Origin of the sequence: Mesorhizobium amorphae CCNWGS0123, from assembly GCF_001686985.1 — a bacterium.
In the GTDB taxonomy this organism is placed as follows: Bacteria; Pseudomonadota; Alphaproteobacteria; order Rhizobiales; family Rhizobiaceae; genus Mesorhizobium; species Mesorhizobium amorphae.
This window is the reverse complement of sequence record NZ_CP015322.1, coordinates 430,671-445,266: the sequence shown is the minus strand read 5'-3', so window position 1 is coordinate 445,266 and position 14,596 is coordinate 430,671. Positions and strand designations below refer to the sequence as shown.

Annotated in this window: 9 protein-coding genes and 4 pseudogenes; 9 read left to right on the top strand and 4 right to left on the bottom strand. The window is 57.8% G+C overall.

What is annotated here, in order from left to right; translation table 11 throughout:
• Window positions 1-16: 16 nt before the first annotated feature.
• From A6B35_RS36920 to A6B35_RS31975, 3 genes and pseudogenes are all read right to left on the bottom strand, one after another.
• A pseudogene (locus tag A6B35_RS36920) lies at window positions 17-459 on the bottom strand (recombinase family protein); the annotation flags it as partial.
• 6 nt (window positions 460-465) lie between these two features.
• Window positions 466-831: pseudogene (locus tag A6B35_RS36915) on the bottom strand (IS3 family transposase); the annotation flags it as partial.
• 91 nt (window positions 832-922) lie between these two features.
• Window positions 923-1,654, bottom strand: a complete 732-nt coding sequence (locus A6B35_RS31975) for a helix-turn-helix transcriptional regulator (RefSeq protein WP_006206129.1) — start codon at window positions 1,652-1,654, stop codon at window positions 923-925.
• A gap of 2,036 nt (window positions 1,655-3,690) precedes the next feature.
• On the opposite strand from A6B35_RS31975, the gene A6B35_RS35985 reads away from it, so the two are divergent.
• The 9 genes and pseudogenes from A6B35_RS35985 to A6B35_RS31925 all read left to right on the top strand — a co-directional run bounded on the left by A6B35_RS35985 (window position 3,691) and on the right by A6B35_RS31925 (window position 13,394).
• Window positions 3,691-5,097, top strand: coding sequence for a glutathionylspermidine synthase family protein (locus A6B35_RS35985; RefSeq protein ID WP_139032267.1), 1,407 nt, complete (start codon window positions 3,691-3,693; stop codon window positions 5,095-5,097).
• Window positions 5,098-5,671: 574 nt separating this feature from the next.
• Window positions 5,672-5,902, top strand: a pseudogene (locus tag A6B35_RS31960) (hypothetical protein); the annotation flags it as partial.
• A gap of 38 nt (window positions 5,903-5,940) precedes the next feature.
• The gene (locus tag A6B35_RS31955) at window positions 5,941-6,216 is read left to right on the top strand and encodes a hypothetical protein (RefSeq protein WP_006206134.1); all 276 of its coding nucleotides are present in this window, start codon (window positions 5,941-5,943) and stop codon (window positions 6,214-6,216) included.
• 151 nt (window positions 6,217-6,367) lie between these two features.
• Complete coding sequence (locus A6B35_RS31950; RefSeq protein WP_040584118.1) at window positions 6,368-7,969, top strand: ABC transporter substrate-binding protein; 1,602 nt, start codon at window positions 6,368-6,370, stop codon at window positions 7,967-7,969.
• A gap of 5 nt (window positions 7,970-7,974) precedes the next feature.
• Entirely contained in the window at window positions 7,975-8,916 is a 942-nt protein-coding gene (locus tag A6B35_RS31945) for an ABC transporter permease (protein WP_006206136.1), read from the top strand.
• 2 nt (window positions 8,917-8,918) lie between these two features.
• The gene (locus A6B35_RS31940; protein ID WP_040584120.1) at window positions 8,919-9,800 is read left to right on the top strand and encodes an ABC transporter permease; all 882 of its coding nucleotides are present in this window, start codon (window positions 8,919-8,921) and stop codon (window positions 9,798-9,800) included.
• A gap of 1 nt (window position 9,801) precedes the next feature.
• Window positions 9,802-10,809 carry an ABC transporter ATP-binding protein gene (locus A6B35_RS31935; protein WP_040584121.1) on the top strand — a complete coding sequence of 336 codons (1,008 nt, stop codon included), beginning with the start codon at window positions 9,802-9,804 and terminating at the stop codon, window positions 10,807-10,809.
• On the top strand, window positions 10,806-11,837 hold the full coding sequence (locus tag A6B35_RS31930) for an ABC transporter ATP-binding protein (RefSeq protein WP_006206139.1): 1,032 nt from the start codon (window positions 10,806-10,808) through the stop codon (window positions 11,835-11,837). Before A6B35_RS31935 ends, A6B35_RS31930 begins: the two co-directional genes overlap by 4 nt.
• 135 nt (window positions 11,838-11,972) lie before the next feature.
• On the top strand, window positions 11,973-13,394 hold the full coding sequence (locus tag A6B35_RS31925; RefSeq protein ID WP_006206140.1) for a CapA family protein: 1,422 nt from the start codon (window positions 11,973-11,975) through the stop codon (window positions 13,392-13,394).
• A gap of 761 nt (window positions 13,395-14,155) precedes the next feature.
• On the opposite strand, the pseudogene A6B35_RS35065 reads toward A6B35_RS31925, so the two are convergent.
• Window positions 14,156-14,483: pseudogene (locus A6B35_RS35065) on the bottom strand (MFS transporter); the annotation flags it as partial.
• Window positions 14,484-14,596: the final 113 nt, after the last annotated feature.

Genomic DNA, 14,596 nt, shown 5'->3' with positions numbered 1-14,596 from the left:
CATAACACCCATCTGTCTATGTCGTTGAAGTGAATAGGTTTTGCTGATCTGGATGCGATCCCGTGGGGTATTTTGGGTTTTGCCGGCGCACGCCAAACAATGCTCTGAGCCGCCGGTTCGCCGAGCGTTGATCGGCTGAAGATCCACGGACCATCTGGCAAGGGGATGAGCCCCTTCGATCTCGCCCGCCTCGGCGGCGAGCCTGAGGGTCTTCGGTGCAACGCCGAGAAGGCGCACCGCCTTGTTCCGGTTAAGCCATGGCTCTTTGCCGTCTGGCGCCGGCCGGAAGACAGGGATCTTATGATGCGACCTGTGCGCGGTGACCCGTTCGCGTGTCCATCGATTGCCACGGCCGGTCACCAGTCCATTGCGGTTGAGGATGCTGGCAATCAGATCATCATTGGCGATGAGCACCAGTTGGCGGACGGACGCGATGATGTCGCCGGACGTGCTGTTGCGCTAAATCCTGTAAATGCGATAGGTCCGCTTCATGTTGATGTCCCACCCTTCGCGCTTCAGCAATCACATGGACGCGCCGGAGCCATAGCGCACACGCGTCGCGCAGATGTCCTTGATCCGAGCCTCGATGCCGGCCTGGTCGCGGCGGCGGGACTTGTAGGGTAGGCCGAAGTGTCGAACTCAAGAACGCGGCACGCCCGCCGGATCGACACATCCCACTCACCGCACGTCTCCGCCACCAGCTCGCGTTGCGACCAGGCCTCACAGTTTTCGGCGGATCACGTCCTGCAGCATCTCCTTGTCCAGCGACAGGTCGGCGACCTTCCTCAGCTTGCCGTTCTCGTCCTCAAGCTGCTTCAGCCGCTTCAAATCCCGTCCGCTCCCTGCTTCTTCAGGGGTCAGAGCAACCAACACGGGTACTCTAATCGCCGCTGGATGAAAGTTCAGTCTGGTAAGCCGCTTCTCACAATTCGATTATTCCGAGATTTACAGCTTTTATAGCAGCGACCGTTCTGCTAGCAGCGTTCAGTTTTCGCATCACGTTTTTTATGTGAAAATTGACGGTGTTGTCGGAAATTCCTAAAATTTTTCCCATTTCCCACGACGATTTTCCTCTCGCCGTCCACAGAATACACTCCTTTTCTCTTGGAGAAAGGTCAGGAGCTTCGCCGCTGCCATTCGAACTCGCGAACTTCGCCACCCTCAGATGGAAATGTAACGCGGCAAATTGCAAGTAGGTGATTGTTCTATTTTGGAATTCGCGGTCCGAGGCTTGAGCAAAGCTCATGATCGCAAACCTGCCGCCGGGGCCGTGCAATGGAACGCTAATGCCTGACCTTAAGCCGAACGTCGCAGCCTCGTCGAAAACGCGCCGTTCATCTTCAGTCGTGCTTGCATCTTTGTACACCTCGCTCCATCGAAAGGCGCCTGCCCGCTTTCGACTCTTCTTGATGAGGGGATCCATCCGGTCATAACCCATTTCGAAACAGCGCTCCTGCCATTCATCGGGATAATTTAGCATGGCCCCCGGATCGCGTCGGACCGGCTTCAAGAAATTTTGGTCGGGTGTAAGAGGGCCATAGGCAATCCATGGGCACTCAAAATGCAAGGCAAAAGCAGCTAATAGGTTGAACACCTGCTCGGATTGAGCAACACTATCAACCTGTTCGAGAAATCGGTCGAACTCGGCCCCCATCGCTTCCCCGGCTGCCTTCGGGAGATGAATAGACGGGATCAAAGAAAACTGGCTTTGGTTGCCAGCCCTCGACGTTGAGAGCCCGTAGTGATCCGCGGGGGTCCAAGTCTCTTCTCCGCACCCATCTGGATCGGATATTGTCACTAGCGCACAGTCTTCCCGGCTGTAAACCACGGCTCCGCGCGCCGCCGGTATCGGCAAAATTCTCTACCACCTCGCTGCGAAAACAAAGGTTATTTTAGGTTAAAGTTATGCTTAACCAGCATTTGCGCAAGCTTAACATGACGAAAATGAATCCGTTTAGATTCTGAAATATTCGTCACTTGCGTTAATAATCACGTCTAAAGCCTCGACCGTTTCTGCTAGGCCGTATGGCGCGGGTTGAGCAACCGGCGAAGACACGGGGCTTCGATCAGTGCAGCGTCGGGAGCCGATTGGGTGATACCTCCGCATAGGCCGCCAGAGTCTGGTAGTCGAGCGAGAAATGGGGCCTCGCGGTGTTGAGAGTCCTCCATCCGTTCGGCGAGCAGCTTCTTCAACTCCGCGTTCCAGTGACTTTCGCATCATGAGGGGCACATTCAGCCGAACGTCGTACCAACAGATCGCGGCCAATGGTGCCATCGGCGTCGCCAACGCAATCGGGATAGAAGCGCCAGCATCTCGTCGTGGCCGCCCACGCCGGACCTAGCTGAAAGGCGACCGCGTCGTCCTTTGCCTTGGCACGCAGTTGTGTGACATAGGGTTTGTTCAGGCTTTTTAGAGAATGGCACGTGCCTGCCAGAGTGGGTATTTCGCGGAGGACATGAGGTTCGACTGCGATGTTTCTATTCTTAATCGGAATTGGCGAGTTACTAAAGAACGGCCAGCGACGATACTACCGTCCTGGGTAGGCGCACGGGGCTCAGGTGCCGGTAAAATCGCCGAGACGCCGGCAGAATTCCGATTAGAAGCATCCGCAGCGGCGCATGGGTTTCCGGCTCCTTGGCATACAGCTTGTTCAAACCAGCCGGCGCACAGCGCGGCTGACGGTGGCCGCGAGCCCTCGCTTGCGATCTGCTTGCCCGTCCAGCGCTGGCGGCGCAGCCGCTCGATCGTCTCGATGATCCCGTGGATGTCGGCCCGCACAGTCGATGTGGCCGGGAAGAGCGATCCCGCAAGCCGGCGAATCCTTCGCTCCTATCAGTCAATCCATTTTCGAACGGGGGTCTGCGGCGTCCGCCCGCTCTCGACCTGCCTTACAATTCGCTCTCGATCACGCGGCGTCAGTTGGGCATTCTGGTCCTTCATGGAATCACCGAAACTCGGATGGACAACTCACCGAAACCTCACAGCTGGGAGGGATGGAATCGGGCAAAAAGAAGGCCATCGCCGCAGGGTCGAGCCCGACTGGGTACACGTCCACCGGGCTCCGAGGCTGCGATCCTGTGAGAGGAATACATCGCCCGCCACCCCGATGGCTACCGCGACAGCCGATGGCTCTGCGAACTTTACCGAGGCTGGGCCAAACGGGTCCACCTTGAAGCGGCTGGACCTGCGAAGTTCATTTTGGCTGCGTCTCGATCTGCTCTGCAATCGTGACGCCGGTGATGGGCCTTAATCGGAACTGAGACATCATCTCGAACGGCTCTGTCGCGAATCTAAGTTTTTGGGCGCGAAGAGCAGTGTGCAGCGCTGATCATGCGGACACCCGCTACGTCGAGCTTCTGCACCGTACCATACCTAGCGTAACTTCCGCATGGCGGCGGGCCGACGTGGTTCGACATCAGCGAAGACAGGCAGCGGTGTCGCGGAAGCGTCAAGCCACCAGATTAGGCAGTTCCTGAAAAACATCAACACACTATCTTTCAAGTCCTGTCAGCGACCAACGGAGCGCAAGGTGGGCCGGCCAAGCGACACTATGCGAGGCTGAGATTCGCGCGCTCCGGTGGTCTGCTGACTGTCTGACCGGATCGATCCCAGAGCGAAACTCGCGCTATCCCAGGAAGCTCTCGGGTCTCGAAAACGCAACCAACAAGACCACGAGATAGGAGCTGCTCATGACAACTCAGATAGGGTTAGGCCCCGCGGAAATTGCAACAGTTCCTGCAATCAGCGAGGCGGATGCACAAATTGAGCGCCGACTCTGCGAGTTCGCGACTTCCGATTCAGCCTTGATCTGGGAGGCTCAAGACGAACTGTCCAGCGCGATTGCAGTGGCGGGCATGCACTTTGAGGGGCGGGCGTATCCGGTATGCCTTAGACCCCTTGCGATAGACTGCGATCTGGCTAATCACCTGAGCGCCACCGCTGAGGAAGTGGTCAAGCTCCTTGATGTCGCCGCTGATCTGTATTGCTTCAATAAAGAGGTGCAAAACCTGTTTCCAGCCTATAGACATATTGGGCATTGGATCACTCGTCTCCCAAAACATCGGCCGCTTGTAAGAATATGCCGACTGGATGGGTTATTCGGGAGCGATGGATATTATAAGATACTTGAAACAAATACCGAGGGGCCGGGAGGCGTTATTCAGAACGGCCTCGCCGCAAAAGTCTGGAGCTGTATTTCCAATCCATTGGCACACGGCCTGGCACTTGACGTGAGCAGCCAGCCTTTCGCGAAAGATCCGAACTGTTTTGTTCGGGAGCTGGTGTCTGCCTACCACGCTGAAACTGGCAGCGAGCTCAGAACCGCCGCCGTAGTCAACTTTCGCGGCCGTTATACAAACGAAGTAGAGTGGATTGTGAGCGGCCTAAGAGACGCTAGCGTCGAAGCAGCGTTGCTAGACATTACCGAGATGAAGCGCACACCTCGTGGGTTAGTCGGACCGAGCGGCGAAATTATTGATCTTGTTTACAATAAACTCGATGTACGAGATATATTTAAATATAGGGAATCGGGAGATTACTTAGATGCGTGTGCCGCTCAAGAGGTGGTTTCGATAAACCCCTGGATCTCCCAGTGGATATTATCTGACAAGGCGATCCTTGCTGTACTCAGCGACGATCGATTCGTCTCGAACTTCAACGCCGAGCAGGTCGAGCTCATTGCACGCCACATTCCATGGACCCGTCTTGTTAGAGCGGGAGTAACAACCAACCCCGAACGACGTCGGATCGAGCTCATCGGTTACATTCGGGAGAACAAGGTCAATCTTGTTCTGAAGCCCTCTAATGCGACGCGTGGCGAGCATGTCTTGGTTGGGCATCTCACACCCTCAGAAGTGTGGGAGGAACACATTGACCGGGCCGCCCGCAACCCATACGTCGTACAAGAGTACGTCAGGCCCGGAGAGGTGACGGCTCTGCACCCGCCAAGCCGCTCGATCAAGAAAATGGCGTATGGAATTGACTGTTATGTATTCGGTGGCCGCTTAGCAGGTTTTCAGTCGCGCGCAAGCTTCGATGCTGTGATGAACGTTGGGCGGAGCGGGATTCTAATGCCCGTCGCTGTCGCTAATGCGTGAACAGATGGGTGCCGATCCGTTTTTATGTGCCGGACTTCGATCTGTGGCGGCGTGCGCCAGAAGCCTGTCATTCAACCGTGTTGGTGAGCTTTGCCGCCACATAATATCTGGTCACTTTCTCCCTCGGGCCAAGGATGTTTCGTGATGGAGAGAGTGGTATGTTGGAACTGATTTCAGATATACTAGAGTCCTCAGGCGCCTTCCCCGCATGGCGCTGGTTGAAGAGCTTGACCGCATTTTGCGGCGCATTTCTCGCTGGTTGGGTTACAAGCAAACTTCGGCTAAGGTCAGATCAGCCGGCTTGCCAGTTTCAGCGATTTCGCGGCTCGTAATGGCCGAACATCGACGTTTGATCGTTTCGTGTACGGTCTCCGGACAGCAACACCACACATCGCCGCGCGAATGACGATCGAGCACGCACGCCGGGTCGCCCCGAACGCTTCTCGCCCCCTGCGAAAGCCGGATCCGCATCGGTCGTTGCTCGATTCTATCGAGATCACCTGCTTTGGGTTGGCGCCCAAGGCCTCCGAGGGACAGCTTCCCGCCGCGCGCCGGATGCTCATTTGGGTACGATTGCCACACCGGCGACATTCTCGCGCCGGCCCGTGCCAATACGAACCTCAATTATTATGTCTGGTTGGCCAGAGCTGCCGGCGCCCATATCATCGCCGTCAAGGAGTGCGCCGAGCGCGACCCGCAGTGGATCAGGAAAATCTCGTTCGAAGGGCTGCGCAACCAGTACGCCGGCTTCGGAAGGGATTTCAAGGGTCTGCCCTCGGAAGTCTATCTGAACGAAATGCCGGGAAGTCCCCCGGCGGTTGGGAAGGGAGGCGTCATCCTGACATGAGCATGAAAGTCATCGATGCTAAGCCCGAGAAGCAGTTTTTCCTGATGCTGTTGAGGCTATTTCAAAAGGCCGTCGAACATCTATTCTTCCCGAAGAGCTTGCCGAGCCCGCTAGTACCTACAATTGGACCTACGCTGGCCGCATCGCGTTTGGCTGTACATATACAGCTCGTCGGATGGCGCCCCGAGCAGACAACTACTATGGGCGAGATCCGGAAACCGCTGAGCGTTTCCAACTTTAATTCGACACTTATCTTGAAGCGAGATGGGTAAGGGTATTCGGCACATCTGAGTCCATCTTAAAACCAGATGACGCCGATACACAGACTGAATTTGACGTAAGCACCGCGGTGGATTGAAATTCGACGAAACAAAGTCAAAAGCGCAGAACCGCATCGCTAAACCAAGAAAGGGGAATTGTAGCATGACAATCTCTCGACGCGACCTTATTAAGGTAGGCTTGGCCGCCGGAACGGCTCTATCGATCCCGTCGGTCCTGCGAGCACAAACGGCGCCCGCCGCCGCGCGGACGGCCCGGATGGTGATGGGTAACTTCACCGACTTTGATCCTGTCTTTTCAGCGGCCTACTCGAGTGGCAATCATGGCCTGGCGATTTACGACACGCTGTTTGCGCTTGATTCCAAGTTGATGCCTCAGCCGCAAATGGTAGGGAAGTGGGGCGTTTCCGACGACAAGAAGACCTACACGTTCGAGCTCCGGGATGGCCTGGGGTGGCATGACGGTACCCCCGTCACCGCAGCGGACTGCGTCGCCTCGATCCGTCGCTGGGGCCAGGCGGATACCGGCGGCGGACGACTGATCATGGAGCGGGCGAGCGACATCTCAAAAATCGACGACAAAACCTTCGCGATCGCGCTCAAGGAACCCATGGGGATTCTGCTCGACATCCTGGGGAAAGCGTCGACTCCGTGCCTGTTCATGATGCGCGAGAAGGATGCGGATCGCCCCGCAACCGAGAGCGTAAATTCGAACATCGGATCAGGGCCGTTCAAGTTTAACCATGCTCTTGCCAAGCCGGGCGCGACCTTCACCTACGATCGCAATGAAGCGTATGTACCACGCCTGGAGCCAGCAGACGGATTCGCCGGCGGGAAGGTCGTGAACGTCGATCGCGTTGTCTGGGACAATATCGCCGATCAGCAGACTGCTTTCGCGGCCTTGCAGGCGGGTGAGGTCGATTTCCTCTTAGAACCATCCGCCGATCTTTACCCAGCGATCGAGGGCGATCCCAACCTTGACCTCGAGGTTCTGAACAAGGCGGGCAATGTGTATTTCATGCGCATGAACTGTCTGCAGAAGCCGTTCGACAACGTCAAGGCGCGCCAAGCGATGCTTCACCTGATAGATCAGGAGGCATTCATGCGCACCACGTTCCCTCAAGAATACATCAGCACTGTCACTTCGGTGTTCGGAAGCCATACGCCCTATTCCAACGACGAAAATACGGGGTGGTACAAGAAGGGTGGCGACCCGGAAAAGGCCAAGCAGCTCTTCAAGGAGGCGGGATACGCCGGCGAGAAGGTCGTCATTATCCAAGCGACGGACGTTCCGTTTACCAACAATGCGACGCAGTTACTGGCGGCCACGCTGCGCAAGATCGGGGTCAACGCCGAGCTTTTGCCGCTCGACAGTGCCGCACGTTCCGCCCGCTACAGGAACAAGGGCCCCATTGAGAGCGGCGGCTGGAGCATATTCATGACTTTCGAGTCCGATTACGAGCGCGGCGATGCAGCCGGCAACCCCACTCTAAACGCGAACGGCGAAGAGGGTTGGTTGGGCTGGCCGAAGAGCGATGAATATGAGGCTCTTCGGGCCAAATGGGCGGTTGTCAAAACGCTGGAAGAACGCAAGTCACTGGCCCGCAAGATGCAACAAGAATATTGGAATTTCGTGGGCACCGTTCTGCTGGGTGAAGTTGTCTCGCCAATCGCGCGCCGCAAAACGCTGACCGGCCTCATCGGCATGCCGGGGCTCACGCCGATGTGGAACATGCAGAAGGCCTGAGCGCAATGGCCACTTACATCCTGCGCAGAATATTCTCGACCATCGCCGTCATGGTGATGGTCGGGGTTTTCGTCTTTCTGCTTCTCAGGTTGGCGCCAGGCGACCCGGCCGCCATCATCGCTGGCGATAAGGGCACGCCAGAGATGATCGCCGGCATCCGCGAACAATTGGGGCTCAACGAGCCGCTGCCCGTTCAGTTCGTACATTGGGCTCTCAGCATCCTCAGCGGCGACTTCGGGACCTCAATTTTCACGGGGCTACCCGTTCTTGAACTGATCTCGCAGCGGCTGGAACCAACCGTCTCTCTTTCGATCCTAACGATGATCCTTTCGGTGACGACGGGGATTTCCTTCGGTATCGTGGCCGCGTGGCGAGCTGGCGGCCTTATTGATCGTATCCTGACGGTATTCGCGACACTTGGTTTTTCTGTCCCGGTGTTTGTCGTCGGTTTCTTTCTCATATATTTGTTTGCTATCATATCACATTGGCTACCGGTCCAGGGATACCAGCCGATTGACCATGGCTTCGGGCCATGGCTTGTGCACCTGATCCTGCCCACCGTGGCGTTAAGTCTTGGTTATATCGCTTTTATCGCGCGGATCGCGCGGGCGAGCATGCTTGAGGTGTTGTCGGAAGACTATATGCGAACAGCCGCCGCCAAAGGCGCGTCGTCGTATGCCATGCTTTTCCACCATGCGTTGAAAAATGCCGGCGTTCCAATTCTGACCGTGATCGGCCTAAGTTTCGCAAGTCTGGTTGGCGGTGTTGTCATCACGGAAACGGTGTTCAACATACCTGGTGTCGGTCGTTTGGTAGTGGATGCGATCAACAACCGCGATTACCCCATTATTCAAGGTGTGCTCATCCTAGTTTCGGCTCTGTACGTCCTTATCAATCTTGCGGTCGATCTTTCCTACACCCTGGTCGACCCCCGAATCCGGTACTGATTATGACGCTCCTCTCCCTACCAGTGGAATACGTCCCGACGGGTCGCCTGCGAATATCTGACCTTCCCCGTCTAGCAAGGCGGCATCAGCTGGTCGTGATAGGCGGCGGCTTCCTCGCACTGTTGATCGTTCTGGCACTCGCTGCCCCGCTTTACGCCGGCGATCCATCGAGCATGGATCCATTCAAGCGCCTCCAGCCACCGTCCGCGGAGATGTGGTTCGGAAGCGATAATCTGGGCCGTGACGTGTTTGCACGAACGATCTTCGGCGCCCGAATCTCGCTCGTGGTCGGATTGCTGTCAGCGGTGGGCGCGGCCCTAGGCGGGCTTCTGATTGGTGTCATCGCCGGTTATGTCCGCGCCTTCGATAATATCGCAATGCGGGTCATGGACGGATTGATGTCGATTCCGACGATTCTGCTCGCCATTGCCCTTATTTCTCTGACAGGCTCCGGGATCGGCATCCTCATCGTTGCCATCACGATCCCCCAGCTGCCGAGCGTCACGCGGATGGTTCGTTCGGCGGTTCTGAGTGTTCGGGAACGTCCTTACGTGGAGGCCGCGGTCAGCGGCGGCGCGCGCCTGCCCAAGGTGCTGTGGCGGCATATCCTGCCCAGTACCATCGCGCCGCTTATGGTGCAGAGCGCCATAGTCTGCGCAGATGCGATTCTGACAGAGGCCGGACTGAGCTTCCTCGGCGTGGGCGTGCCGCCCGAGATTCCCAGCTGGGGCAACATGATTTCGAATTCTCGCTTGTATCTCTCGATTGCCCCATTGACGATCTTCGCCCCGGGCATCTGCCTTGCCGTCATGGTCCTTGCCGTCAACCTGCTCGGGGATGGCTTGCGCGACCTGTTCGATCCCCGTGCGAAGCGTAGGCGCTGACATGCTAATGCGAGAATCCGCAGGAGACGACGTGCTTCTCGACGTACGCGACCTTGAGACTCACTTTTACAGCGAAGAAAGCGTCACCCGCGCCCTGGGCGGGATCAGCTTTCAGGTAAAGAAAGGCGAAACGCTTGGCGTCGTCGGCGAATCCGGATGCGGCAAGAGCGTCACCGCTCTCACCATTCTTCGCCTGCTGCCGAAGCTGAGCGCCAGGACTGTCGGCGGCGAGATCCACTTCCACGGACGCAACCTGCTTGAGTTGTCCGATCGGGAGATGCGAAAGATCCGCGGCGACCAGATCGCCATGATCTTCCAGGAGCCGATGACGAGCCTGAACCCGGTCTACACAGTCGGCCGCCAGATCGCCGAGGCGGTGCAGATCCACACGAAAGCGTCCCGCTCCGTGGCCATGGAAAAGGCCGAAGAGATGCTCCGTCTCGTCCGCATCGCGGACCCTGAGCTTCGCGTCAACAACTATCCTCACGAAATGTCAGGCGGCATGCGCCAGCGCGCCGTGATCGCTATGGCTCTTGCCTGCTCGCCGGAACTGTTGATTGCCGATGAGCCGACGACCGCCCTCGACGTCACTATCCAGGCGCAGATCCTGCGGCTCATCGTCGATCTGAAAGAGCGCACGGGTACGGCCGTGATGTTCATCACGCATGATCTGGGCGTTGTAGCCGAGACATGCCAGCGCGTGATCGTGATGTATGCTGGCCGGATCGTAGAACAAGCGAACGTCATAGATTTGTTTGCGCGTCCGGCGCATCCCTACACACAGGGCCTCATGCGATCGGTGCCTGACCGGCGACGCGGCCGACAACGCCGCCTTCCGGAAATCCCCGGCATTGTCCCAAGCCTGCGCGAGCCCATTGTCGGGTGCAGCTTTGCTCCTCGCTGCCCGTTCGCGATCGACATTTGCCGCGAGAAGACGCCCGCCCTGCGTGATGTCGGGTCGAGCCACGCCGCAGCTTGCTGGCGCGCCGAAGAGGTGATGGGCGCATGAACGGTCCTCTGCTGAAAGTCGAGAATCTAACCAAGCACTACCCGCTTGGCTCGGGAATCTTCAAGAAAAACATTCCGGTGATCCGGGCGGTGGAGGATGTATCCTTTTCCGTTGAGGCGGGCGAGACGCTTTGCATCGTCGGCGAATCCGGCTGCGGAAAGTCCACCGTGGCGCGGCTCTTGATGCGGCTCGTGGAGCCGACGGGGGGGCGCGTGCTGATCGACGGGACCGACATTGCGGGCCTCAAGAAGGACGCACTTCGCGCCTGGCGCCGTCGCATGCAGATGGTCTTCCAGGATCCTTACTCGTCGCTGAATCCGCGCCTCACGGCGGGACAGATCATCACCGAACCCGTGGAGAATTTTGAGCGTCTCAGCCGGCAGCAACGCAACGCGCTTGCTGCTGACCTTCTCCAGAAGGTCGGAATGTCGCCTGAGATGATGCACAGGCTCCCGTCCGAGTTGTCGGGCGGTCAACGGCAGCGACTCGGTATCGCGCGAGCGCTGGCCCTCAAGCCTTCGCTGATCATCGCCGACGAAGCGGTGTCAGCCCTTGACGTGTCCGTGCAGGCACAGATCTTGAATCTGCTTCTGGATCTCCAGCAGCAGATGGGAATCGCCTTCGTCTTCATCTCACATGACCTTGGCGTCGTGGAACATATCGGCCATCGCGTTGCGGTCATGTATCTGGGGCGGATCGTGGAGCTCGCGCCCTGCGAGGCGCTCTTCGCCAAGCCGGTCCACCCCTACACCGAGGCGCTGATGGCGGCAGCTCCCGTCCCGGATCCCACCCGTGTTCGACTGGAGGCGCCCGTTGAGGGCGAGGTGCCAAGCCCCATCAACCCGCCGAGCGGCTGCGCGTTTCACCCGCGCTGCCCGCTCGCCGTCGAGCGCTGCCGCATCGAGGTGCCGCCTTTGGTGCCATTGGCGGACGGGCGCGTCGTGGCCTGTCATGTGCGCGCTCCGGCTACAGATGTCGTGGCAAAGCCAACTACAGCAGCCAATTCTTCGCTCAGTCGTGTGGTATAGCCACAGACTCTTTCACCCGATCGAATATCTCGTTCGTACCGCTGACATCAGCACCGAACATCGCGTGGAGCACGGTGAGAAGAAGAGATGAAACGAACAGATTTGAAAGCAAAGATTCGGCCTATGGAGAACCGTATGGAAAAGCATTCACACGAGAACAACGATCATTCGGCCCAAGCGGGCAGCTATGATACAGTCGGTTCGATTGAAACGAACGTCGCGGACGGCTTCACAATGGTAGCAGTTGGCGATCTCATCGTGTCGCGGCCGCTGACCAAAGGTCACCATCCCGGCTTCGGCGACATCGTCAAAGTCCTCCATGACGCCGATGTCACGTTTGGCAACATGGAAATGAACATCTTTGATATCCGATCGTTCGAGGGAAGTCCGCAGGCTGAGTATGGCGGTGCGTTTCACGTCAGCCTTCCTGAAGTCGGACCTGATCTGAAGGCAATGGGGTTCAATCTAATGAGTCGCGCAAACAACCATACGCTCGACTGGGGGCTTGAAGGCATGCGCGAGACGAGCCAAGTGCTCGATCAGAGCGGGATCATCCATGCAGGGGTGGGTGAAAATCTCGCACAAGCCGGCGCGGCTCGCTTTTTGGAAACCGCGCGCGGTCGCGTAGCATTGGTGTCGCTTGCTTCATCGTTCACGCCCATGTCTCGGGCTGGCGATCCCGCCGGCGAGGCGCCAGGCAGACCCGGACTCAACGCCCTTCGTTTGGCGAAAAGCATTGTGGTCCCGCCCGAGAAGCTCGAGAGCTTGAGGCAGATACGCGATGCGTTGCCCGACTCCCGCCCGGGCGGTCGATCGGCTCCGCCGGCAGTTTCAGGGGCCACGGCGGACCGGCCCGAGGACCCTAACGATCCAAACCGCGTCGTGGTCGCTGGAATGGCGTTCACAGCGGGCGACAAGGCCGGTTACAGCTACGAAGCCGATCCGAGCGACGTCGCCGACATTCTTCGAAACGTTCGTCGGGGCAAGCAGTTCTCTGACTTCTGCATCGTCACGAATCACTGTCACCAGCCCGGGAACTGGAGCGAGGAGACGCCTGATTACGAACAATCGTTTGCGCATCGACTGATTGATGCGGGAGCGGATGCATATGTCGGTCACGGGCCGCACAAGTTGCGCGGCATCGAGATCTATAAGGGCCGGCCGATCTTTTATAGCTTGGCCAATTTCCTTTATGATGACCACCGGACGCCTGTAGGGGCCGACATGTTTGCCGCTTATGGGAAGGACCCACGGGTCGACACGGATGCCGAGGTGACAGTCGCGGAGGAGGCAAAAGGATTTGACGACCCGGTCTTTTATGAAAGCGTTGTGACCGTCAGCCGCTTTCAGCAGAACCAGCTTGCTGAGTTGCGACTATATCCCGTCGAGCTCGGGTACTTAAAGCGGTTTGCCAACAGGGGTGTTCCGCGGCTCGCCCCTCCGCCGCAAGCAAAATCCATTCTGGAGCGGCTACAGAAGCTCTCGAAGCCATTTGGGACCGAGATCACCATCGACAACAACGTTGGAGTCATCAGACTGCGGCCCAACTCGCCGTAAACTTGAAGAAAGCACGAATCGTCGCCGAGAGCCTTACGCTGGGCATGCGCGTTACGGAGGTTGCGCGCAAATACGAGCTGACGCGCTGGCACTTCATGACCGGCGGAAGCAGCTTCGGAGCGGTCGGTTGGCGATACCAGAAAGCATGAGGTACAGATGTGGTGCCGAGGGCGTCCGGATCGCCGTCACGCGCTCCTGCGGGGCCGGTAACATGGTCTAGTCATCTTTCGCCGCTTGGGTTGTCGCGGCCTTTCGAGATGTCGCGGCCTTGAAGGCGCTCCGGCCAGCCGTCGATCCACGGAGCCGCGCGCCTTTGCTCGTTGCAAGACCGAGCCACCGCTGAAGGAAGTTGAACCTGGGCGAATGAGCGCGTGTTATCTGAATGATCGCTGCATGCTCGCACCAGCGGCTGTTAGCTGAGAACAACCCTGTACATCTGTCTCCTCCTTTTCTTAAAAGCAAGGATATGACCTCTTCTGATCCGTTGAACGCCGTTTTCGATCATATCCAGGCGAACTGCTAACTAGAGGCTGCTGTAGGTGTGAATCTCGCAGGCAAGATGTTGCTGTGATCCGCCGGTGTCGGAAAACCCGTGCGACGCTGCTGGGTCCAACTGAGTTGACTACGGCACGCACACTCATCGTGGTAAACCGGTTTGCTGCCAAGGCCAGTGCTCGAGCCAAGAAGTCTTAGCTACCGGCTAACTTGGTCAGTTATGAATATTGTGCATCTTTGCACTTGCGAGAGGTCAACGTTGGGAAGGCCGCAGGAACATTGCGTCGGTCCACGATATCGCTAACCGAGGCTTGCCAAGCGGGATCGTTGAGAGCGGCGCCTCATGCGACCAAGAAGTTGAAGCCGAGGATCATCCACGGTTCCAAAAGGCCCATCGCCACGGAAGCGGTCAGCATCGCAGATGCTACCGCCATCAGGGCGAACATGACTCTACGACGGCTAAAGTTATCGGCGATGGGCCCGACGAAGACAGATAATGGACGCTGGCAGGTTCGATGAAGTCTGCGCCAGCGCGACCATCAGATCGGAGGTTGAGATCGTTGCCATCTACCAGCTGATGGCAACGGTCTGCATGAGCTAGCCGAGACTGGAAACCTGCGTTGCGAGCCAGATCGAACGAAAGGTTCGATTTTTGAGCGGCGCAAACGCCCCGGCGAAAACGGATCTGTATTTGCACCCGCCACACT